General features: G+C 59.1%; 25 protein-coding genes. 10 read left to right on the top strand and 15 right to left on the bottom strand.

Annotated elements, in window-relative coordinates:
- Positions 1 to 17 precede the first annotated feature (17 nt).
- From ACQZ5G_RS09375 to fabA, 5 genes are all read right to left on the bottom strand, one after another.
- Positions 18 to 611 carry a TadE/TadG family type IV pilus assembly protein gene (locus ACQZ5G_RS09375; RefSeq protein WP_448737114.1) on the bottom strand — a complete coding sequence of 198 codons (594 nt, stop codon included), beginning with the start codon at positions 609 to 611 and terminating at the stop codon, positions 18 to 20.
- Positions 608 to 1204, bottom strand: a complete 597-nt coding sequence (locus tag ACQZ5G_RS09370; protein WP_003524373.1) for a TadE/TadG family type IV pilus assembly protein — start codon at positions 1202 to 1204, stop codon at positions 608 to 610. The genes ACQZ5G_RS09375 and ACQZ5G_RS09370 overlap by 4 nt, the downstream gene beginning before the upstream one ends.
- A gap of 191 nt (positions 1205 to 1395) precedes the next feature.
- On the bottom strand, positions 1396 to 2202 hold the full coding sequence (fabI, locus tag ACQZ5G_RS09365; RefSeq protein WP_003524375.1) for an enoyl-ACP reductase FabI: 807 nt from the start codon (positions 2200 to 2202) through the stop codon (positions 1396 to 1398).
- A 6-nt stretch (positions 2203 to 2208) separates the two neighbouring features.
- Entirely contained in the window at positions 2209 to 3432 is a 1224-nt protein-coding gene (gene fabB, locus ACQZ5G_RS09360; protein WP_003524377.1) for a beta-ketoacyl-ACP synthase I, read from the bottom strand.
- Between the two features lie 75 nt (positions 3433 to 3507).
- Positions 3508 to 4023, bottom strand: a complete 516-nt coding sequence (gene fabA / locus ACQZ5G_RS09355) for a 3-hydroxyacyl-[acyl-carrier-protein] dehydratase FabA (protein WP_003507274.1) — start codon at positions 4021 to 4023, stop codon at positions 3508 to 3510.
- Positions 4024 to 4340: 317 nt separating this feature from the next.
- Here fabA and irrA point away from each other — a divergent pair, with 317 nt between their 5' ends.
- Entirely contained in the window at positions 4341 to 4760 is a 420-nt protein-coding gene (irrA, locus tag ACQZ5G_RS09350) for an iron response transcriptional regulator IrrA (protein ID WP_003507276.1), read from the top strand.
- Between the two features lie 75 nt (positions 4761 to 4835).
- On the opposite strand, the gene ACQZ5G_RS09345 is transcribed toward irrA, so the two are convergent.
- Positions 4836 to 5474 (bottom strand): trimeric intracellular cation channel family protein, encoded by a 639-nt coding sequence (locus ACQZ5G_RS09345; RefSeq protein ID WP_080818366.1) that lies wholly within the window; start codon positions 5472 to 5474, stop codon positions 4836 to 4838.
- Between the two features lie 78 nt (positions 5475 to 5552).
- Between ACQZ5G_RS09345 and ACQZ5G_RS09340 the strand changes: the two genes are divergently transcribed.
- Positions 5553 to 6071 (top strand): hypothetical protein, encoded by a 519-nt coding sequence (locus ACQZ5G_RS09340; protein WP_003524381.1) that lies wholly within the window; start codon positions 5553 to 5555, stop codon positions 6069 to 6071.
- A gap of 12 nt (positions 6072 to 6083) precedes the next feature.
- Here ACQZ5G_RS09340 and ACQZ5G_RS09335 read toward each other — a convergent pair whose 3' ends face one another.
- Positions 6084 to 6794 carry a YoaK family protein gene (locus ACQZ5G_RS09335; protein WP_448737115.1) on the bottom strand — a complete coding sequence of 237 codons (711 nt, stop codon included), beginning with the start codon at positions 6792 to 6794 and terminating at the stop codon, positions 6084 to 6086.
- A 207-nt stretch (positions 6795 to 7001) separates the two neighbouring features.
- Here ACQZ5G_RS09335 and ACQZ5G_RS09330 point away from each other — a divergent pair, with 207 nt between their 5' ends.
- The 8 genes from ACQZ5G_RS09330 to ACQZ5G_RS09295 all read left to right on the top strand — a co-directional run bounded on the left by ACQZ5G_RS09330 (position 7002) and on the right by ACQZ5G_RS09295 (position 14333).
- Complete coding sequence (locus tag ACQZ5G_RS09330; protein WP_003524383.1) at positions 7002 to 7943, top strand: ABC transporter substrate-binding protein; 942 nt, start codon at positions 7002 to 7004, stop codon at positions 7941 to 7943.
- A 138-nt stretch (positions 7944 to 8081) separates the two neighbouring features.
- Positions 8082 to 8855, top strand: a complete 774-nt coding sequence (locus tag ACQZ5G_RS09325) for an ABC transporter permease (RefSeq protein ID WP_003524385.1) — start codon at positions 8082 to 8084, stop codon at positions 8853 to 8855.
- Positions 8855 to 9640 (top strand): ABC transporter ATP-binding protein, encoded by a 786-nt coding sequence (locus ACQZ5G_RS09320; protein ID WP_003524386.1) that lies wholly within the window; start codon positions 8855 to 8857, stop codon positions 9638 to 9640. The genes ACQZ5G_RS09325 and ACQZ5G_RS09320 overlap by 1 nt, the downstream gene beginning before the upstream one ends.
- A gap of 34 nt (positions 9641 to 9674) precedes the next feature.
- Positions 9675 to 10412, top strand: coding sequence for a histidine utilization repressor (hutC, locus tag ACQZ5G_RS09315; protein ID WP_448737116.1), 738 nt, complete (start codon positions 9675 to 9677; stop codon positions 10410 to 10412).
- A gap of 193 nt (positions 10413 to 10605) precedes the next feature.
- A complete protein-coding gene (exbB, locus tag ACQZ5G_RS09310) occupies positions 10606 to 11787 on the top strand; it encodes a tonB-system energizer ExbB (protein ID WP_448737117.1) in 1182 nt (393 codons plus the stop codon).
- A gap of 6 nt (positions 11788 to 11793) precedes the next feature.
- The gene (exbD, locus tag ACQZ5G_RS09305; RefSeq protein WP_003524392.1) at positions 11794 to 12270 is read left to right on the top strand and encodes a TonB system transport protein ExbD; all 477 of its coding nucleotides are present in this window, start codon (positions 11794 to 11796) and stop codon (positions 12268 to 12270) included.
- Positions 12267 to 13193, top strand: coding sequence for an energy transducer TonB family protein (locus ACQZ5G_RS09300; RefSeq protein ID WP_269828387.1), 927 nt, complete (start codon positions 12267 to 12269; stop codon positions 13191 to 13193). The genes exbD and ACQZ5G_RS09300 overlap by 4 nt, the downstream gene beginning before the upstream one ends.
- Before the next feature lie 150 nt (positions 13194 to 13343).
- Complete coding sequence (locus ACQZ5G_RS09295) at positions 13344 to 14333, top strand: Ldh family oxidoreductase (protein WP_448737118.1); 990 nt, start codon at positions 13344 to 13346, stop codon at positions 14331 to 14333.
- A gap of 211 nt (positions 14334 to 14544) precedes the next feature.
- On the opposite strand, the gene ACQZ5G_RS09290 is transcribed toward ACQZ5G_RS09295, so the two are convergent.
- From ACQZ5G_RS09290 to phnD, 8 genes are all read right to left on the bottom strand, one after another.
- Complete coding sequence (locus tag ACQZ5G_RS09290; protein ID WP_448737119.1) at positions 14545 to 14790, bottom strand: transcriptional regulator; 246 nt, start codon at positions 14788 to 14790, stop codon at positions 14545 to 14547.
- Positions 14791 to 15253: 463 nt separating this feature from the next.
- Entirely contained in the window at positions 15254 to 16294 is a 1041-nt protein-coding gene (locus ACQZ5G_RS09285; protein ID WP_080852850.1) for an AraC family transcriptional regulator, read from the bottom strand.
- 87 nt (positions 16295 to 16381) lie between these two features.
- Complete coding sequence (gene phnN, locus ACQZ5G_RS09280) at positions 16382 to 16981, bottom strand: phosphonate metabolism protein/1,5-bisphosphokinase (PRPP-forming) PhnN (RefSeq protein WP_020809170.1); 600 nt, start codon at positions 16979 to 16981, stop codon at positions 16382 to 16384.
- Positions 16978 to 18114, bottom strand: coding sequence for an alpha-D-ribose 1-methylphosphonate 5-triphosphate diphosphatase (locus ACQZ5G_RS09275; protein ID WP_020809169.1), 1137 nt, complete (start codon positions 18112 to 18114; stop codon positions 16978 to 16980). The genes phnN and ACQZ5G_RS09275 overlap by 4 nt, the downstream gene beginning before the upstream one ends.
- Complete coding sequence (locus tag ACQZ5G_RS09270) at positions 18111 to 18809, bottom strand: DUF1045 domain-containing protein (protein WP_448737120.1); 699 nt, start codon at positions 18807 to 18809, stop codon at positions 18111 to 18113. The genes ACQZ5G_RS09275 and ACQZ5G_RS09270 overlap by 4 nt, the downstream gene beginning before the upstream one ends.
- Positions 18810 to 19080: 271 nt before the next feature.
- Positions 19081 to 20430 (bottom strand): phosphonate ABC transporter, permease protein PhnE, encoded by a 1350-nt coding sequence (gene phnE, locus ACQZ5G_RS09265; RefSeq protein ID WP_448737121.1) that lies wholly within the window; start codon positions 20428 to 20430, stop codon positions 19081 to 19083.
- Entirely contained in the window at positions 20430 to 21416 is a 987-nt protein-coding gene (phnE, locus tag ACQZ5G_RS09260; protein ID WP_448737122.1) for a phosphonate ABC transporter, permease protein PhnE, read from the bottom strand. The genes phnE (ACQZ5G_RS09265) and phnE (ACQZ5G_RS09260) overlap by 1 nt, the downstream gene beginning before the upstream one ends.
- Positions 21417 to 21485: 69 nt before the next feature.
- On the bottom strand, positions 21486 to 22391 hold the full coding sequence (phnD, locus tag ACQZ5G_RS09255; protein WP_448737123.1) for a phosphonate ABC transporter substrate-binding protein: 906 nt from the start codon (positions 22389 to 22391) through the stop codon (positions 21486 to 21488).
- Between the last annotated feature and the right edge of the window lie 3 nt (positions 22392 to 22394).

Raw genomic sequence — 22394 nt, 5'->3', positions numbered from 1 at the left:
CTGACGCACCGATTGGTTCAGCAATTGGTGCAGACGGTCTCGGCGTCGCGCTGTTTGAAAAAATACTCCCGGCCGATCGTGATCGACTTCACCCCGGACGAGGCAAGATCGGGCATGAACATCAGCAATTCATGCGGGATGGAAAGTTCGACGTGGATGAGAAAGCTGTTTTCCACGAGCAGGCGCGTCGGAACGGCGACCGGTGATCCCACCGCATAGGGTCTCAGATTTTTCTCATCCCAAGACCAGGTGATTTTCGCCTGTTTTTGCGCATCGATCTTGATGCCGCTGATCTTCAGCTGCAGACCCTTGGTGCTGTAGGGCGCAAACACGGCGGCTGCGACGTCCTGCATGCCCGCGAGATAGGTTTTATCGACGGACCCTGTTTTCGATATCAGATCGTTGATGGAGGCTGCGGCGCTGCTTGCCCGCTTGTAGGTGTTGTATCCGATCGTCAATTCGAAAGAGGTCAGATAAAGCGCAAGCAATATCGGAAAGAGGATCGCGAACTCCACCGCGCCCACGCCACGGCGATCTTTGGCAAAGCGTAAAACGAGCGCCGTCAGGCGTCGTTTGCCGTTTGCCGCAACGGACATCAGCCCTGTCATCATGAGCCCCCGCCTGTGATGTATTTCTCGTTCATGAACGCATTTGTCGCGACGATGAGGAAATGTGAGGGCATCGATCCATCGGCCGGACGTATTTTTGTCAGGTATGGCCGGATGATATCGGCAACCACACGCCAGCGATAATAGACGCGCAACATGTTGATGGTTTCCGGCCCGCCCGGTTTGAAGCCGAACTGAGCGGTATCGAGATCGTAATATTCGCCGTAGGCCTTCAGCGGTATCGTGGTCGGAATATCCTTGAAGGCGGTAAAGGAGCGGAGGTCGATATAGAGCTTCTGTTCTTTCTGGATTTCATCCGCTGAGCAGGTGATCATCACCGAGACTTCGTTGCAGAAGCTCTTGCGGAAATCCTCTTTCGAAATCGAGCTGCTGATCTGCCCGGTGCGCAGACGCCGCGCCATGTTTTCGGTGGCATTGGCGACGACCTGTTCCGCCATCAGGGCGATGAAGGTCTCGATGATCGCAAAGACGACGAGGAAATAGGGGATCGCGAGTATCGCGAATTCTATAGCCGCTGTCCCGTCGCGCGAGACTCCGAATTTTTCCAGCAATGGCTTCAGTCTGGCCAGTCGCATGAGGCGATATCGATCTCTAAGAATATGCGGCAAGCGCAACCGTTGAATTTGTTGCGGACCATAACCACCCCGATGTTTAGATTCTATTACTTCGATAATTTATACTTTAGTGATTTCCGAATTTGGTACGTGCCAAAATAAAAAAGCCCGGCTCAGGGCCGGGCTTTCTTGAAAGCGGATGAGGCGGAGGCTTAATCAGCATCGGCCCTGGCGAGGACCTCCAGCGTGGGCGTGGAGGTGATGTTATAACCGCAGTCCACATAATGGCATTCGCCGGTCACGCCGCGCGACAGATTGGACAGCAGGTAAAGCGCGGATCCGCCGATATCGTCGATGTCCGCGGTCCGCCGAAGCGGTGCGTTTTTCTGGTTCCATGCGTAGATCGCCCGCGCATCCGAGATGCCGGCGCCCGCCAGCGTGCGGACCGGACCGGCCGAGATGGCGTTGACGCGAATATCGCGCGGGCCGTAATCGGCAGCGAGATAACGCACGGACGCTTCAAGAGCCGCCTTGGCGACGCCCATGACGTTGTAGTTCGGAATGACGCGCTGCGAACCATTATAGGTCAGCGTCAGCATGGAGCCGCCATTGGTCATCAGTTCGGCGGCGCGCTTGGCGATTTCCGTGAAGGAGAAACAGGAAATGACCATGGTGCGGCTGAAATTCTCGCGCGTCGTATCCGCGTAGAGGCCCTTCAGCTCGTTCTTGTCGGAAAAGCCGATGGCGTGGACGATAAAATCCAGCGAGCCCCATTTTTCGCGGATCGTCGCGAACAAGGCGTCGACCGAGGCGATATCCTCGACATCGCATGGTACGATGAAATCGGATCCGAGCTCGGCGGCGAGCGGTTTCACACGCTTGCCGAGCGCTTCACCCTGATAGGTGAAGGCCAGTTCCGCGCCCTGTGCCGCAAGCGCCTTGGAGATACCCCAGGCGATGGAATGATTGTTTGCGACGCCCATGATGAGGCCGCGTTTACCCTGCATGATGCCGTTCATGGGCAATTATCCGTTATGACGCTGGAAGACGAGCGTGGCGTTGGTGCCGCCGAAGCCGAAGGAATTGGAAAGGATGGTGTCGATCTTGGCGTTGTCGATGCGGCTGCGAACGATCGGAACGCCCGCAAATTCGGGATCGAGCTCGGAAATATGCGCGCTTTCGCCGATGAAGCGTTCCTGCATCATCAACAGGCCGTAGATCGATTCCTGCACGCCGGCCGCACCCAGCGAATGGCCGGTGAGCGACTTGGTCGACTGGATATGCGGGATCTTGTCGCCGAAGACTTCCCGGATTGCGCCGATTTCCTTGCTGTCGCCAACCGGCGTCGAGGTGCCATGCGTATTGATGTAGTCGATGTCGCCCTTCACGGTGGAAAGCGCCTGCCGCATGCAGCGGATCGCGCCTTCGCCCGATGGAGCCACCATGTCGTAACCGTCCGAGGTCGCGCCGTAGCCGACGATTTCGGCGTAAATCTTGGCGCCGCGCGCCTTTGCATGTTCCAGCTCTTCGAGAACCAGCACGCCCGCACCGCCGGCAATCACGAAACCGTCGCGGTTGACGTCATAGGCGCGCGAGGCGACGCTCGGCGTCTCGTTATATTTGGACGACATGGCGCCCATGGCGTCGAAGAGGTTGGACATCGACCAGTCGAGATCCTCATGGCCGCCCGCGAACATCACGTCCTGCTTGCCCCACTGGATCATTTCGGCGGCGTTGCCGATGCAATGCGCCGAGGTGGAGCAGGCCGACGAGATGGAATAGTTGACGCCATGGATCTTGAACCAGGTGGCAAGCGTCGCGGAGGCGGTGGAGGACATGGCCTTCGGTACGGCAAAGGGGCCGATGCGCTTCGGGCTGTTGTTCTTCAGCGTAATGTCGGCTGCCTCGACGATGGTGCGGGTGGACGGACCGCCCGAACCCATGATGATGCCGGTGCGCTCATTGCCGCTGATATCGCTCTCTTCGAGACCGGAATCTGCGATTGCCTGCTTCATCGCGACATGGTTCCACGCGCCGCCCTGCGACAGGAAGCGCATGGCGCGGCGGTCGACCAGATCGGTCGGGTCGAGAGACGGCTTGCCCCAGACCTGGCATTTGAAACCGTGTTCGGCAAAATCCGGCGAAAATGAAATGCCGGATTTGGCATTGCGCAGCGATGCGGTGACTTCAGCGGCATCACCGCCGATGGAAGAAACAATACCGAGGCCGGTGACAACAACTCGTCTCATGAAAGGGACCTTTTCTTAAGATTTCGGCTGGACGGCAGAAGCCGCCCGGCGTTTGTCAGGACTATTCCGTCTGCCTCAGGCAGCCTTTTCCTTCGACAGGCCTACGCGCAGGTCCGTCGCCTGATAGATGGTTTCGCCATCCGCCTTGAGCCAGCCGTCGGCGGTTCCGAGCACCAGACGGCCGCGCATCACGCGCTTGAAATCAATACCATATTGAAGGAGCTTCGTGTGAGGGCGAACCATGCCCTTGAACTTCACTTCGCCGGTGGAAAGCGCCATGCCGCGGCCTTCTTCGCCCAGCCAGCCGAGGAAGAAACCTGTCAGCTGCCACATGCCGTCAAGGCCGAGGCACCCCGGCATGATCGGGTTGCCCTGGAAGTGGCAGGGGAAATACCAGTCGTCGGGGCTGACATCGTATTCGGCGCGGATGAAACCCTTGTCGAAGGCGCCGCCGGTTTCGGAAATTTCGGTAATGCGATGGACCATGAGCATGGGGGGCAATGGGAGCTGTGCATTTCCCGGGCCGAACAATTCGCCGCGACCGCAGGACAGGATCTCCTCGTAATTGTAACTTGATTGCCTCGTTGCCATACCGCTTTCACTTCCCCAGTTACTGGTGTTGATCGACTTCACTAGAGCAAGTTAGGTTCAAAATGAAGCGCTGCAAGGGCAGAGGCCGCTCTGCCCACATTCTTTGTCTTCGAACCTTCTTCGCAGAAGTCATTACCTCAATATGCCGTCCGCATACAGGAACCGTACGGCTGGAACCAGAGGAAATTTGCAGGAATGGCCGGTTTGCCGCCATTTGCCGCGCCTAAGCCACGCCGAAACTATTGAAAGCACTCGCCGCAAAAGATATATGCTAATGCAATTGGTAAGTTTCATACCTCTGTTTGGAATGGGATTGCATGGCATTTGACGCCACATTGGATATCGGAACGAGGTTGCGGCGCTCGGGGCTGCGCCCCACGCGACAGCGTGTGGCTTTGGGCGATCTGCTTTTCGCAAAGGGCGATCGCCATCTGACGGTCGAGGAACTGCACGATGAGGCGGTCACCGCCGGCGTGCCCGTTTCTCTCGCCACGGTCTACAATACGCTGCACCAGTTCACCGAAGCCGGCCTCATCCGTGTTCTCGCCGTGGAAGGCGCCCGTACTTATTTCGACACCAACGTCTCGGATCACCACCACTTCTTCGTGGAGGGCGAGAACGAGGTTCTCGATATTCCCGTCAATAACCTCCAGATCGACAATTTGCCGGAAGCGCCCGAAGGCATGGAAATCGCCCATGTGGACGTGGTCATCCGCCTTCGTCGCAAGCGCGGATGAGGCTTCAGTCCGACAACAGACGTGAAAATGGCGCCCACGGGCGCCATTTCTGTTTTCGGCGGCCATTTCTATATGTCACTTCATGACATCTTCCGGCCGTCTGCCGGGCTTTGCCTTGTAGGGCGGAAAAGTCCAGCCGAAGACCAGAGCGCCGGATCGGACGGCGAAGGCCGTCAGGACGCCTGCGGCTGATGCGGCATAAAGCGGTGCGCCGAGGAAATAGACGACAATGAAGGTGGAGGAGCCCAAGAGCGCGCAGGTGATGTAGATTTCCGGCCGCAGCAGCACGGACGGTTCGCCGGCAAGAATATCACGCAGCACACCACCGAACGTCGCCGTCAGAACGCCGGTGACGATGGCGACGGTTGCGGAGCCACTGGCGGCAAGCCCCTTGGCTGCTCCCATGACGCAATAAGCGGAAAGGCCCAGCGCATCGAGCCAGATCAGTACGCGGTAACGGGATTCGAACAGATGCGCGGTGAAGAACAGCAGCACCGCGACCGAGACGCAGACGAGGATATAGGTCGGGTTCACCACCCAGAATACCGGCGTCCTGCCAAGCACCAGATCGCGCACCGTGCCACCGCCGATGCCGGTTGCGGCGGCGAAAAACAGGAAGCCGATCAGGTCGAGCTGCTTGCGCGAGGCGGCGAGCGCGCCGGTTGCGGCAAAGATGGCGACGCCGGCATAGTCGAGAAAACCCAGAAGCGTCATGAAAAGGTTCCCCCCGGAAACACGCGCTGCGAACACGTCAGTGTCGCGCAAGCACTAAACTCTAGGCTGGCCGCCCGGATGATCGCAACATCCATAACCGAAACGGATGCAAAGGAAAATGCCGTGCGAATCGCTCTCGTTGCCGCTCTTCAGGCGCTGGTTCTCTTGATGTTTCCGGTGGCGCTCTCGGCGCAGCAGCAACTGGTGAACGACCCCGAGATTTACGAGAAGGACCATTTTCGCAACGAGTGCAAGGTGGCGGCCTTCGGCGACGATTTCGTCACGCGGCTGGATATCAACAATGATGGGCTGATGGACGCCGTCGTCAATCACGGCGTTCTGGATTGCGACGGCGAAAAGGGCCGCAGCTGCGACGACGAGGGATGCCCCTATAATTTCTATGTCCAGGTGAAAGAGGGCGGTTATCTGATGATCGCGACGGCCCGGATTTACGACTATGATTTCATCAAGCGCTTCGGCAACATGGTTTTCGTGCTGAAGATGCATCCGCGTTATTGCGAGCGTACCGACAAGGAACCCTGCCTGATGACGGTGCGGGTGCGCGGCACGAAATTCGTCACCATCTCGCGAAAGTGACGGCGACGATTTTCAGGGCGTAATCCGCCGGATTTTGACCCTTTGATTGTAGCGCTGGCGAAGCGAGCGCGGGATGATGAAGGTGGCGATGGCGACGGCGAAAACCGTGGCCGCAACCACCCAAAGGGCATTCGATTGCAAGGTGGCGGCGAGAACGGCGCCGCAGATCGCGCCGCATATCATGCCAAGCCATGGCACGATCTGAATGCCCCAGTCGAGGCTTCGTTCGCCGAGAAGAAAACGGCCGATGCCGCGGCCGAAGCGGGAAAGCGCGCCGGTCACATAGGTAAGCCCGATTGGCAGTCCCTCAATGTGCTCAACGGCGGCGTTGACCATGCCCATGGCGAAAACGACGAGATAAAATTGCGCAAGAGCGGAAGTCCCGCCGCCGAGCAGCGCGGCAATTGTTACCAGCAATCCCACCGCCATCAGAACGGCGAAGATGCGCCGGTCGAACTTATGCGCCACCACGATGCCGCCTGCATTGCCCGCCACGAAGGCAACGATTGCGAAAAGCAGTTTCGCGGCATGGGAATAGAGGCCAGCCTCCATCGAGACTGCGGCGCGCGTGGTGTTGCCGGTCATGAAGGACACGAAGTCGCCTGAAATATGCAGGCCCACCGCATCCGTCATGCCCGCGATGAAGGAAATGGCGGCAACCAGCGCAATTCCGGTTCCGGTTCGCCTTGCCCTGATGATACTGCGACGTCTTTGTCTGGTCATGGAAAAGCTCGATATGGAAAAACGACGGGCGTGTGGGTGGGGCCGTGTTATCCTATGTCTAGAATGCCGGGTGGTGTATTTGCAATCTTTCTGGAGGCCTTCGGAAGCTTCTATTTTGTCTAGACAAATATAAATTCCCTGCCTACCATGCCTCAAATAAAGCGATAAACAACATCGCACAAAAATAAATCAAAAGGGGTTCAGATCATGAAGAAAACATGGGTTCTCGCCACAGTCGCCGCGCTGTTGTCATCCGCTTCCGCCTATGCCGAGACGTCGGTGACGATTGGCATGTCCGGGTGGACCGGTTTTGCGCCGCTGACGCTCGCCAAACAGGCCGGCATTTTCGAAAAGAACGGCCTGAAGGTCGATATCAAGAAAATACCGCAGGCGAGCCGCCATCTGGCCCTTGCTTCCGGTGACATCCAATGCGCCGCCACCACGGTGGAAACATGGATCGCGTGGAATGCCAATGGCGTGAAATCCACCCAGATTTTCCAGATGGACAAGTCGCATGGCGCCGATGGCATTGCGGTGCGCAGCGATGTTGCAAAGGTCGCGGACCTGAAAGGCAAGACGGTTGCCGCTTCCGCGCCGGGCACCTCCCCTTATTTCTTCCTTGCCTGGATTCTCAAGCAAAACGGCCTCACCCTGAAGGACGTCAAGGTCGTCAACCTCGAGCCGGGACCGGCCGCGCAGGCATTCGTTGCCGGTCAAAATGATGCGGCCATGACCTATGAGCCCTATCTGTCCACTGTCCGCGCCGCCCCCGACAAGGGCAAAATCCTCGCCACGACGCTGGATTATCCCGCCGTCATGGATACGTTCGGTTGCACCCCGGATTTCCTGAAGGCCAATCCGCAGGCGGCGAAAGCCCTGGCGGACAGCTATTTCCAGGCGCTCGAGCTCATCAAGGCCGATCCCGAAAAGTCCTATGCGACGATGGGTGCGGATGTGAAGCAGACCGGCGAGGCCTTTGCCGCTTCGGCAAAGTTCCTCGAATGGCAGGACAAGGCCGCCAACCAGAAGTTTTTCGAGGGTGAATTCAAGACATTCTCGGAAAAATCGGCGGACCTGCTGCTGGAAATCGGCGTGATAAAGTCGAAACCCGATCTTTCGACCCTCGCGGATACGTCCTTCATCAAGTAACAGAAAAGGCGGCCGCATTCCCTGCAGGGAATATTGCAGCCAAAGACAGGTGAGTGCGTCGATTGTGCGTCGCGAAACGCGCACGGCGCTCCGATGGCGCGGCGAAGGTGCCGCGCCGGTTTTCCGGACAGGCGACAGATGCAACCTCTTCAACCCATAAGGAACAGCACGAGAATTGCTCTCGGCATCCTGTTCTTCGTGCTGTTTTTTTCCGCCTGGGGCTTTGCCACGCTGGGCGGCTTCGTTTCGCCGACCTTTCTGGCCGACCCCATCACCATGCTGAAGGACGGCATCTATCTGCTGACCGATCAGGGTTTTGCCAGCGATATCGGCATGACAATCTGGCGTGTGGTCGGCGGTTTCGTGTTGGCATCGCTCGTTGCCGTGCCGGTCGGCATCGCCATGGGGGCCTATAAGCCCGTCGAGGCGCTGCTGGAGCCCTTCGTCTCCTTCGCGCGCTATCTGCCTGCTTCCGCCTTCGTGCCGCTCCTCATTCTCTGGGCCGGCATCGGCGAGATGCAGAAGCTGCTGGTTATCTTCATCGGCGCGGTGTTCCAGATCATCCTGATGGTGGCCGTGGCTGTCGCCGGCACGCGGCGTGATCTGGTGGAGGCGGCCTATACGCTTGGTGCGAAGGACCGGGGCGTTGTGCGGCGTGTTCTCATTCCCGCCAATGCGCCCGATATTGCGGAAATCCTCCGTCTCGTTCTCGGCTGGGCCTGGACCTATGTCATTGTCGCGGAACTGATCGGCGCCTCCTCGGGTATCGGCTATATGATTATCAACAGCCAGGCGCTGATGGCGACCGGGCAGATCATCTTCGGCATCATCGTCATCGGCATTATCGGTCTTATTTCGGACTTCGCATTCAAATCGCTGAACCGAAAGCTTTTCGCCTGGAGGCTTGCCTGATGAGCGAACTCGTCATCAAGGGCGTCAGCCGCACCTTTCCGGGTGTGCAGGGCGGGCAGCCGACGCTGGCCCTCCAGCCCACCGATCTGGAAATTCCCCGCAATGATTTCGTCACCATCCTCGGCCCGTCAGGATGCGGAAAATCGACCTTGCTGCGCATCATCGCCGGTCTCGACCGCCCAACGACGGGCGAAGTGCTGCTGTCCGGCAAAGCGGTGACGGGCCCGGGGGCGGATCGCGGCATGGTGTTCCAGTCCTATACCCTGTTTCCCTGGCTGACGATCCGCGAAAACGTCGCCTTCGGCCTGCGCGAACGCGGCGTTGCCGAGAAGGAAAAATGGGAGATCGTCGACAGTTATATCGACAAGGTCGGCCTGCGCGGCTTCGAGAACCATTGGCCGAAACAGCTCTCCGGCGGTATGCAGCAGAGAACGGCCATTGCCCGTGCCCTGGCGAACGGCCCGAAAATCCTGCTGCTCGATGAACCTTTCGGCGCTCTCGACAACCAGACGCGCGGGTTGATGCAGGAATTGCTGCTCGGTATCTGGGAACGCGAGCAGAAGACCGTTATTTTCGTCACCCACGATATCGAGGAGGCGGTCTTCATGGCGTCGCGTGTGGTGACCATGTCGGCAAGGCCGGGTCGCATCAAGTCGATCACGCCGGTCGACCTGCCGCATCCGCGTCACTACACCGTCAAGGCCAGCCCGGAATTTTCCGAACTGCGCGCCAAGCTTACGGAGGAAATCCGCAGCGAGGCGATTGCCGCCGCTGCCCATGGATAGTTGATCCGGCAAAGGGGAGGATAAAAGTATCGGGATGAGGAGCACAGGCGCCGATCTTCAGGAAAAATCGCTGCACGAGCGCATCCGCAATGATGTCGAGCGCCACATCATGTCGGGCGAATGGCCGCCGGGTTATCGTATTCCCTTCGAACACGAGATGACCCGGCAATATGCCTGTTCGCGCATGACTGTGAACAAGGCTCTCGGCGAACTGGTGCAGCGCGGACTCATCGAAAGACGCCGCCGTCTCGGCACCTTCGTTCGCCAGCCCCATGCGCAATCCGCCGTTCTGGAAATCCACGATATCGAGCGGGAGGTGCAGGCGCTGGGTCTGGTCTACGGTTACCGTCTCGACAAACGACGGCTGCGCCCTGCGGGGGAAGAAGACGGCGCGGCCATGGCGCTTGCCGCCGAGGCCCCGGTCCTGGAACTCACCTGCACGCACTTCGCCGGCGGCGTTCCCTTTTGCCTTGAAGAGCGCATCGTCAATGTCACCGCCGTTCCGGAGGCGGAAGCCGCGGATTTTTCACAGATCGGGCCGGGCACATGGCTGCTGAAAATGGTGCCCTGGAGTGCGGCCGAACATCGTATCAGCGCCGTTTCCGCCGACCGTAAAAATGCGGCGGCGCTCGGTATTGCTTCCGGTGCTGCCTGTCTGGTCATTGATCGGCGGACCTGGCATGGGGCGGATTACATCACCCGCGTCCGTGTCACCTATCCCGGCGACCGGCATGCCCTCATTGCGCAGTTTTCGCCCTCGCAAAACAGCTGAAGGCCGTCGACCGGTCAATTTTTTGTAAAGAAGAGTTTACGGGTCGTCTTTTGACAATATAATAGTTGTCAAAAGAACTCAGGTTTATTATCGGAACGTCAAGCTTTCACGACGGTATCCGTTCATGACCCCGGTTTTCAGGAACCGGTCAATCTACGGATGAGTTCATCGACGGAAATCCGGGATAAAAATTATGTCAGCTGAGACCTCAACTTCCTCCGCATCCTTCAACAAGGCAAACACGACAAGGCATTTCTCCCTTGCCATGACTGTCACCTTGCTGGCCGGCTTGAGTGCCGGCGCGGTTTTCGCTCAGACGGCATCGGAAATCCAGATACAGCCCGCACCGCAAACGGAAGCGGTTCAGCCGGCAGCTCCTGCAACGCCGAGCGCTCCGGCCGCCGCGCCCGTCCAGCCTTCCGCGACTGCACCGGAACAGCCGGCTGCCACCGCACCCTCGCAGCCTCAGTCAACTCAGCCCGCACCGGTCCAGCCTGCACCCGCTCAGCCCGCGACGAATACCGCACCGGGAGCCGAAGGCGTTGCGCCGCAGCCGACGCAGACCGAGCAACCCGCACAGACGGGCCAGACGACCGCGCCGAATGAAGCTGCGACGCCTATAGAGCCTGCGAGCGCCGAACATCGTGCGGATATCCCGCATAACCTTTCTCCCTGGGGCATGTTCATGGCGGCCGACTGGGTCGTGAAGGGTGTCATGATCGGTCTTGCCTTCGCATCTCTGGTCACGTGGACGGTCTGGGTTGCGAAGTCTATCGAGCTCGCAGGTGCGCGGGTGCGCGCCGGCTCGACGCTCAAGGTCATTCGCAGGGCAAAAACCCTGACCGAGGCCACCGAGGCCGTCGAAAAGAAGGGTGGGCCGGCAGCACTGATGCTGCGCATGGCGACCCACGAGATGCAGCTTTCCGATGCGGTGGTCGAACATACGGATGGCGGCGGTATCAAGGAGCGTGTCTCGTCGGCGCTGTCGCGTATCGAAACCCATGCCGGTCGCCGCATGTCGCGCGGAACGGGTGTTCTGGCGACCATCGGTTCCACCGCTCCCTTCGTCGGTCTGTTCGGCACCGTCTGGGGCATCATGAACTCCTTCATCAGCATTTCGGAATCGCAGACGACCAATCTCGCCGTCGTCGCGCCGGGCATTGCCGAAGCGCTGCTCGCCACCGCTATCGGCCTTGTCGCCGCCATTCCGGCCGTGGTGATCTACAACGTCTTCGCCCGCTCCATCACCGGTTACCGCCATCTGCTGGCGGATGCCGCAGCCGGTGTGGAACGCCTCGTCAGCCGCGATCTCGATTTCCGCCGCATTCCGCCGGGCAGCACCAGCAAGCCCGCGGTATCGCTGGTTGGACGGTGATCGGCCATGGCTGGCGGTATTCGCGAAAATAGCGGAGACGATCTCTCCGAAAACCATGAGATCAATGTCACGCCCTTCATCGACGTGATGCTGGTTCTTCTCATCATCTTCATGGTGGCCGCACCGCTGGCCACCGTCGATGTGAATGTCGATCTGCCCGCATCCACCGCAAAGCCGGCGGAACGCCCGGAGGAGCCGCTTTATCTGACGGTCAAGGACGATCTCTCGCTCAATCTCGGCAATGATGCGGTTGCCCGCGAAGCACTGGCGGCCGCCATCGACCGGCAGACGGGCGGCAAGAAGGATACGCGCATCTTCCTGCGGGCCGACAAGGCCGTCGATTACGGCCACTTCATGGAAATCATGAACCTGCTGAGAGATGCCGGTTATCTGAAGATCGCCCTCGTAGGGCTGGAAAACGCGGCTGCCGCATCGCAGCCCGCCGTCGCTGGCCAACCTGCAGCGCCGGGAACCGCGCCATGACTGAAAACGGCTACCCGCAGGCCCGGCATTCCCGTCTCGGGGAAGTGACGCTGTGGTCCGTCGCGGCGCTGCTCATGCTGGGCGTTCACGCCGGTTTTGCCTATTATCTGATGCAGGAACCCGAGGAACTGGATGCCGGCGGGCCGCCGCCTGCTGCGATCATGATCGAAATGGCGGCGATACCGGAAGCCGTCAAGACCGAAGAAACGACGCCCGCGCAGGATGTCGAAGACGCCGAGGAGGTGAAGAGCGACAGCAGCGAACCGGTGGAGGAAGCCGCCCCGGAAGAGCCGCCGCCACCGGAGCCGGTCGCGGAAACGCCGCCGCCGCCAGAGCCCGTGCAGCCGCCTGAACCGCCGGTCGAGGAGATCGTCGAACCGCAGGAAATTCCCGAACCCGTGGAGCCGGTCGATCCCGTTCAGGAGCAGATGATGGCGGAACTCGAAAATGTCGAGGTTCCTCTGCCCGTCATGCGTCCTCCGCCGCCACCCGTCGAAAAGAAGGTGGAAAAGAAAGAGCCGGAAGAGAAAAAGAAGGTCGAGCGCCAGCGTCCCAAACCGCAGCAGGCATCGGAACTGCGCGAAACGGCGAAGGCTGAAGCCCAGCAGTCCGACCGGACGGCGGCATCGCGCAGCAATGCCGGCTCCTTCTCGTCCTCATCCATGTCAAATGCCGATTGGGGTGCGAAAGTGCGCTCGGCGATGCAGCGGCGACTGGTGCGTTCAGCTGGAAAATCGGGGATGACCATTACGGTTTCATTCAAGATAGACAGCGGTGGTTCCGTAGGCGGTGCGAGGATTATTTCATCCACCGGTGACTCGGCGATGGATCAGAAGCTTCTGGCCGTCATACAAAGAGCGTCCGTCTCGCCGCCACCGCCAGGCGCAAATACGAGTTTTACCCTGCCGATTCTTTTCAAGTAGGGTGAAACAGCCCGACCGCATAAGGGCATCCCGACTCTGGAGAGGATGGGATGCCCGATTTATTTTCCATGTTGATTTGCAGCGACCGTATACCGCAAAGTAGGACCAATCCGTCCCATCGCATGCAAGCCAATAGGAATCACGAAAATCATGAAATTCTCAATCGCAGAGGCGGAGGATCTCGTATCCTCTATCTTTGAGCGCAACGGCGTTCTGCCGCAAAACGCCCGTTCGGTGGCAAAGGCGCTCGTCGCCTCCGAGGCGGCCGGCCAAGGCGGTCACGGTTTTCGCCGCATCCCCGTTTATGTCCGGCAGGCGCGGGTTGGAAAGGTCGATGGCAAGGCGCGTCCGGTGGCGACCCGCGTGAAGCCGGGCGTGCTCTCGGTCGACGCCAATCACGGCTATGCCTATCCGGCGATCGATTGCTCCCTTGAGGAATTGCCAGACATGGTCCGGCAGCAGGGCATTGCGCTTGCCGCGATCCACCGCTCCCATCATGCGGGTGTCATGGCGCTGACCGTCGAACGCCTCGCCGAAATGGGTTTTGTCGCGCTCATGTTCGCCAACGCACCGGCGTCGATGGCGCCCTGGGGCGGCAGCAAACCACTCTATGGAACCAATCCAATCGCCTTCGCCACCCCCGTCGGCGGTGCCGATCCGCTGGTCATCGATCTCGCGCTCTCCAAGGTCGCGCGCGGAAAGATCATGGCGGCCCGCCAGAAGGGTGAAACCATCCCCGGCGACTGGGCGCTCGACCGAAACGGCCGGCCGACGACCGATCCCGAAGAGGCCATAGAGGGAACCATGGTGCCCGCAGGCGAGGCCAAGGGCGCTGCGCTGGCATTGATGGTGGAGATCATGGCCGCTGCGGTGACAGGCGGCAACTTCGCATTCGAGGCTTCTTCCCTTCTCGACGATAAGGGAGCGCCGCCCTCTCTCGGCCATACGATCATCGCCATAGACCCGGTATCGTCAGGCGGTACGGCCTTTACCGAGCGGCTGGGGCTCATCGCCGGCGAGATAGAAAAGCAGGAAAATGTGCGTCTGCCCGGTCGCCGGAGCCAGGGGATTCGCAAACAGGCGCTGGAAAGCGGCATCGTGATCGAAAGCGATATTCTGGCCGAAATTCAGTCGCTTTGATGCGACAATAAAACCCGGCGGGTCGAATATGACCCGCCGGGCAAACCGTAAATGGCTGCTTTGCGTCTATAGGGCCGGACATCATGTCCAGCCCGCTTTGGTCCGCCATCCCGCCATTGATATGGAAGGATTTTGACGCAGAAAGCCGCTCATTCGGTTTTCAGCTTACGGGAGGGGACGTTTCGCGTAAGCTTGGATGATCAGGTGGCGATTATGCGTCCTGTTCGATCAGGCCGCGCAGCAGGGCGATGCTGACGGCATTCAGCATATTGGTGGCACCCAGTCTGTGGCGCACCCTTTCAAGAGTGTCCTTCACGTCCGCTTCGTCCGCGCCGGTTATCAAGGCGATGTGGGACGGATGCTTGCCCCGCGCGACCAGCCCCAGATAATGCCGCTCACGCTCCGAAAGGATGATTTCACGCGTCTGGCGATGTTCATGCGGCGTATTTGAAGACATTTTCTTTCAGCCTTAAAAGAGATTGGCCTTCCCGGGGCGCGATCAGTCAATGATTCATTCCCCGAAACCAGCTCGTTTACCGCTCTGTCTATACGCGAACAGAAACGCTAGTTTCGCCAATAGGTTTCATCGGGCATCGGTAATTATGCAATAAGGGCCGATTTCGCAGCCAGCCGATCCCGGCGCGGACGCTCTATTCTGTGCATTGAAAGGAACTGCAACATCGATATCGCCAAGGACCACAATTGGTCTGGCGTGAAATGCAGCTTCAAAGCTCTGGAATGTTTTCGTCACACCCGAAGGATATGCGGCGCTCTAATAGGCGATGTGCCTCACCGATAGAATAACATCTCGCGCCAAGTTTTTCGTTTTATTGTTATGTTTCGGCACATATTGCGATGAGCGCTGACATATTTCTCAAATTTAATGCGTCATTTCGAAATATTGATGCCGTCAACATGTATCATCCGGCGGAATGATGCGCGTGTTTCTTGCGAATATCGGTCGGTGTTGCGCCGAACCAGCGGGAGACGGAACGCGAAAACGCACCGGGTGTCGAATAGCCAAGCCTGTAACTGATGTCGGATACCGGAAGATCGCTTTCCACGAGGAGTTTGAAACCGGCATTTTTGCGAATGGCATCCTTTATCTCGTTGAGATTGGTGCCGAGCTCTGCGAGCCGCCGTTGAAAACTCCGTTCCGACAGGTTGAAATAGGGAGCGATCTCGCCGAGCGAAAGCTCGGCATCCGAGAGCCGCATCTGCATGTACCGCTTCACCTGGTCAATGAAATGGGTCGCGTCCGCCGATGTTTCCGGTCGCAACATGCGGCATTGCAGGTTCATCAGCTCGAACAGCCGCTCATCCGCATTCGGATTGACCACATCGAGAAGCGATACCGGAAGACGCATGGTATGGATCGGCTGGGAAAAACTGACGCGCCTGGTCATTCTTTCTTTAAATAGCTGAATATTATTCGGTTTCGGCCGCTCCAGACCGATCTCGATCTGGTTGATACGATCTCCGAGAATATCACGGAGACGTTGTACCAGGACGGCGAGCGACAAATCCACATACTGATCGCGTTTGGCGATAACCGGCGCGAAGGACCATGACAGGGTTACCTGCGTGGCATCCGTTACCATGGTGAAATTGCTGTTGTTGGTCGCGTAATAGACATGGTCCTGAAGAAAACGCAGGAACGCCCGTACCGTCGGTGCGCTGATCAGCCCATATCCGAACGCGCCGGATGCACCCGCTGGAAAGGTGGAGGCGCATTGTAGACCGAAGGCGTCGTCGCCGGAAATCAGTGCGCAGGTTTCGAGCAGGCGGGAAAATCTATCGAGGCTGATACGTTCCGTCAGGCTGCTGAATATGGCTGGATCAATGTCCAGAGCCTTGCAGATCGGCGCGATATCGATGCCCCGGGACCGGGCATAATTGCTGACGCCGGCAGCCAGACCGGCCACCACACTTATCTCGTCGCTGACCCTTTTCTCGGGCATCCCTCGCCTTGGCGTACCATGTTTGGAAATTGTCGCCTGATGGTAAGGCTTGAGAGAGCGTTTGTCGAGCAGCCCGGCTCCGGGATTTTAAGTGCGGTCGGTGTCTGCGCTTTGCTCCAGCACCTGCATGATGGCTTGGCCGGCATCTTCGATAGCGCCGCTATTGTCGACGGTCGTCACGTCGAAATCTCCAACGACCGTCAACGAGCTGCGTTCCAGCCGCCGGAGAATATCGTCCCGGCTTTCCCGCCCGCGCTGTTCCAGCCGCCTTGCCAGCACATCCGGCCGCGCAACGATGTTCACGACCTTAAGACGGGAAAAGGCGGTGCCGAAATGCGGCAGGGCGGAACGCGAACCGTTGGCGATGACCACATCTCCCGCATTGAGATGACGATAGACAGCGGCCGGGATGCCATATTTCAGCCCATGCGCCTGCCAGGACACCGCGAAGGCGCCCTCATCTTCCAGCCGGTTGAACTCGTGCATCGAAACGGCATCGTGGTTTTCACCCCCCGCATCGCCGCTGCGGGTAATGACGCGGCGGGTGAAGTGAAAGCCCGGCCGCCCACACAGTCGCGCTGCGGCATAGTCCATCAGCGTGTCCTTGCCGGCCCCGCTCGGGCCGACAATCACGATCATCGTGCCGGGCGATGCCGCGCGCCGGCTATCCTGCCCATCATCGGTCATGCCACGCGCTTGCCCTGACGCCAGACGGAACGGGCGACCGGCACGCCATCCTCGCGGTGAACCCGGACCAGGTCGGCCCGCAATCCTGTCGCGATACGACCGCGATCAAGAAGGCCGACGGTGCGCGCCGGCGTGGCGGTGACCATGCGCAGTGCTTCCGGCAGGCTGATGGCTTCTACCTGATCGGCGAGCAGGAATGGCGCGAAGAGCAGGCTGAAGGGCACGTAGTCGGAAGAAAGAACATCCAGCACGCCGATCTCCGCGAGGTCGCGGGCGGCGATATTGCCGGAATGGGACTTGCCGCGAACGATGTTCGGCGCGCCCATCAGCACGCTCATGCCGGCGCTGTGCGAGGCTTTTGCGGCTTCGACGCTGGTGGGGAATTCCGCCAGTTTCACGCCGTGGCCGATAGCCTCGCCGACATGCGCTTCGGTGGCGTCGTCATGGCTTGCGACCGTAATGCCGCGCTCGGCGCAGCGGGCGGCCAGATAATCGCGGTGCTTGGCGGAATATTCCGCCGACGCCGCCTGCCGACGCCGCACGAACTCGGCGAAAGCCTCGTCGCTCAACCCACGCTTCTTCTGGTAATAGAAGATATACTGATCCATCGACTGGAACTGGCGCTGCCCCGGGGAGTGGTCCATCAGGGAAATCAGCCGCACGCGCGGATCGGTTTCGAAGTCTTCGAAATGTTCGAGCACATCAGAGGAAGCGACTTCACAGCGCAGATGCAGCAGGTGATCCGAACGAAGGCGGTTCTGATCCGCCGCGGCCTCGATGGCGTCAGCCATTTCGCGCATTTCACCCTTCTTGAAGCCGCCGTCTTCATCCGAGCCGAGCCGCAGGCAGTCGAATACGGTGGTGATGCCGGAGGCGGCCACCTGTGCGTCATGGGCCTGAATGGCGGCGATCTTGTCCCAGATCACGCCGGGGCGCGGTGAATAATGCTGCTCAAGATGGTCGGTATGCAGTTCCACCAGACCCGGGATCAAATAATCACCTTCGAGATCTTCGCCGGTTTTGGAAGCACCTTCGCTGATATCGGCGATCTTGCCGTCACGGATCAGGACTGAGCCCAGAATAATATCGTCTTCCAGAACGATACGGGCATTGGAAAGGGCGTGCTCGGTCATGGGTTCGCATCTTTCTTTGGTGGCTGGCCAAGGGGGTGCCAGCTATGAACGGTAAAGGGCGCGCCGCGCGTTTCTTCAATGAACAAAGCGAGGCCGGAAATGCTGAGAGGTCGATCGGTGAATTCGGAAAACCGCGACGAAAGCACCTCGCGCATGGCGAGCTGCTCGCTCTCGTCGATGCGGCCGGTCAGCGTCATGTGAAAACGGAAATCATCCATGACATGGGGATAACCCCAGAGCGACAGATTTTGCCGCTGGCTCTCCGTCAGCATCTGTGGCCGCCGACGGGCAATATCGGTCTCTGACAGGGGCGCGCGAAACCGGTCGAAATGATCGACGATCTCGGCGGCAAAATCCTGCAGCGGCTGATAGGTGCGGTCCGGGATCAGTGCAAAAAACGGCCCGAGTGCACCGACGACGACACGCGGAATTTCGAAGGTGGACTGGCTGGCCGCGAAATCTTCGAAGGCCGTGAGCAGCTCCGCTTCGCTGTATTTTTCGGCAAGCTCGAAAGGAGCCTTCAGGGTCGCGTGGAAACCGTAACGGCGTGGCTCCTCCGTCATGTCGGCATAGTCGTCGTGGTCGTCATGCAGCGTGCCGGAAAATGCATTGCGGCCCAGCCAGCGTGACGCCGCCTCAGTCAACGGGTGATCTTTAGCCGGAGAAAAATAGATGGCATAGCGCACGGCAAGCACTCTTCAGTGTCATGGGAGACCAGGGATGAGAAGCTATTTGGCGTGACTCGCCAGCTTCCCGCAAGGTCAGGAGTGCGAGGTAATTGGTTTCCGTGACAGAATGATGATGCCGAAGGAAAAAAGCGCATTGGAAATGCGGCAAGCTTCCTAATGTGCTGAAGACACAGGCGGACATGATGACGGGATAGGGCCGGCATAAATCGGGACTGCGCGGGTGTCTGGAGGAGATGACGAACATCGTTACGAGGTTCGTCATTCCATCCCTTCAGACCTAGTGTTGTGTTTTGCCGATCAGGCGTGAACGCAGCGAATTGGAGATGTGGTCGAACAGGAAAACGACGAAGAGGATAAGCAGGACCATATAGGCGACCTTGTCCCAGTCGGCATTGGTGCCCATCGCTTCCAGCAGTTTCAGACCGATGCCGCCGGCGCCCACCGCGCCGATGATGGTGGCGGAGCGGGTATTGCTTTCCCAGAAATAGAGTGACTGCGAAATGAAGACCGGCAGGACCTGCGGCAGCACACCGAAGCGGTTGACCGCAATCGGGGAAGCGCCGACCGATTTGACACCCTCGCGCTGCTTGTCGTCGACATTTTCCAGCGCCTCGGCATAGACCTTGCCGAGCGCACCGGTATCGGTGAAGAAGATCGCGGCAATGCCGGGGATCGGTCCGGGCCCGAAGCTGCGGGTGAAGAACAGCGCCCAGATCAGCATGTCGATGGAACGCAGGAAGTCGAACAGCCGCTTCATGCCCCAGTTTGCGGTCCTGTTAGCGGTGATGTTGCGCGCGGCGATGAAGGCGAGCGGCAGGGCGACGAGCGTTCCGAACAGCGTGCCCACAAAGGCCATGACCAGCGTCTGCATCAGCTTGGAAAGAATATCGGCATGTTGCCAGACGCTGTTGTCGAGGAAATCGTCCACCATGTGGCCGATATTGGAGCGCCCGGGATCGAGCCTTTCTCCCCACAGCGCGAGAGCGGCGAGTTCACCAAAGCCCTTGCCCCAGAATTCCGATTTGGTGTCGAACAGGAAATTCGCCCATCCAAGGAAACGGCGCTGCACATAGACCTGGCTGGTGCGGATTTCCGCCTGTCCGGCAAAACCAAAATGCACGAGAACCTTGTTGCCGTCCTGCTGGATTTCCTGCGGCACATCGTCAGATGCCCGGGCCTGTTCTCCATTGATGATGACGGGATAATTCTTGCCGTCGACATAGACATCCACCCGGGTCGGGGTCACGTCGAGGCGGTTGTCTGTGCCCACATAAACGACGCTGTAGCCGCCACCCGGCAGGGGCTGCAGCCAGTCGATCTTTGCATCGACCGGATATTGCCCGCGGCTGGACCATTGCGGCTCCACCTTGCCGTCTTCGAAACGCAGGCGCGGCTGGGCGCGCCAGGAATACCAGTCCTGAATATAACTCGAGGCACGATCCCACCGGCCCTGCATGAAGGCAGGACCGACATTGAAGAAGAAAAAGCAGCCGATGAGATAAAAGGTGACAGTGAGAAGGCCGACGAGCAGACCATATCGCTGCATGAAACTGCGATTGAACACGTGCGGATGCGCGGCCGCCAATCTCTCGCGGTCGGCGGTGTTGAGAATGAAGCTGGACGACATCAGGCCGCTCCCCGTCCGAATTCGAAGGATTGATGGCCGATCAGCCTGCGGCGCAGCCAGCCGGAAAACTGGTCGACGGCGATGATGGTGATCAGCAGAAGGATGATGATGGCATAGGTCTTGGAGGCATGATCGTTACCGATCGAAAGCCGGAAGACCTCGCCGATACCGCCGCCGCCCACGGCACCGATGATGGTGGAGGCACGCACGTTGATTTCGGCGCGTAGCAGCGCATAGGACACGAAATTGGGCAGAACCTGCGGCACGATGGCGAAGCGCACCCGCTCCAGCCAGTTGGCGCCAGCGGCGCGCAGGCCTTCATCGGGCTTCATGTCGGCATTTTCCACCACTTCGAAGAACAGCTTGCCCAAAGCGCCGATCGTGTGGACAGAAATCGCGATGATCGCGGCGATAGGACCGATGGATAGAATGGCGGTCAACAGCCCGGCGACGACGATTTCCGGGAAGGCGCGCAGCACTTCCATGACCCGGCGCACCACAAAGCGCACGAGACCGGCGCCGACGAGATTGGTGGAGGCGAAGAAGCAGAGCACGAAGGCGAAGCTTGTGCCGATGATCGTCGACACCAATGCGATGTTGAGGGTGATGATCAGCTGGTAAATGAAATGCGGGATGTAAAAGCTGTCGGTGACATAGACGCGATCCGCGACGTAATTGTATTTCATCGAGCCATTGTCATAGGGCGACGGCAGATCGAACATTGCACGGAAGATTTCAAGCGGGCTATCCGGCACAAACGTTTTTAGAAAATCGAAGAAATATGGCAGGCGCTCGAAGAACTTGCCTGAATTTGCCTCGTTGGCGAAATTCAGCGATGCCGCGAGAATGATTAGAAAGACCACGAGCGAAATGACGGTATAGACCCGCCGCGTCGCAAGCTGCTGTTGATAATGACGCATGACCGTTCGGGACGATGCGCTCAATCCCTCGGGCGTGAGGGTACCAGGTTGCAGTGTGGTCGCCATGCCGCTCTTCCTTTATTGGCAAAGCGGCGGTGCACAAGGCACCGCCGCTTCCGGAACATGATGTCAGGATCAGCCGCCGATAACGGACTTACGGGCGTCGATAATCGTCTGGTAGAAGGACGGATCGACCTTGATGTAGGCGGTGTTCTTGCCCTGCGTGTAACCCTGGAAGCAGGCGAGGTCCTTCTTCGGCAGTTCCATGAAGAAGTCTTCGACCTTCTTCTTCATGTTGTCGCCGAGCTTGTTGGCGACCATCAACGGGCCGTTCGGGATCAGCGGCGACTTCCAGACTTCGACGATATCGTCCATGTCGAGGTTGCCCTTCTTCACCATCTGGTGAAGGTTGCCGCCGGAATAGCCCTCTTCCCACTTGCCAACGCCCGAACCGAAGGTGGTGCCAACGTCGAATTTCTTGTCGAGAACGGCGAGAACGAGGTTCTCATGGCCGCCGCCGAAGCCGGTTTCAGCGAAAAATTCCTTGATCGGCGTGCCGGTTTCCTTTGGGATAGCGACGTTCGGAACGAGGAAGCCGGAGGTGGAGTCAGGATCGGCGAAACCGATCTTCTTGCCCTTGGCGTCTGCCAGCTTCTTGATGCCGCTGTCCTTGCGGGCAACCATGATGGTGTAATAACCGCTGGAACCGTCAGAACCCGTATAGGTCAGAATCGGATCGACGGCCTTGGGGTCTGCGAGCGCGATCTTGGCGTAGGAGGAAGCGCCCATGGACGCGATGTCGATGGTGCCGCCGAGCAGGCCCTGGATGACGCCGTTATAGTCCGGCGACGGGAAAACCTGAACTTCCGAAACGCCGGTCGCGGCCTTCAGGCCATCGGCAACGCATTTCGTGCTGCGGATCATGTCGGCTTCGTTCTCGGAACCGTCGAGACCGATACGCAGGACCTTGACGTCCTGAGCCATGGCGGAACCGGCCAGAACGCCAAGGGCGACTGCCGAAAGAAGGACTTTCTTCAACATGGA

The organism is Agrobacterium sp. 22-214-1 (genome assembly GCF_053522465.1).
This window is presented reverse-complemented; position numbering and strand designations above follow the sequence as displayed.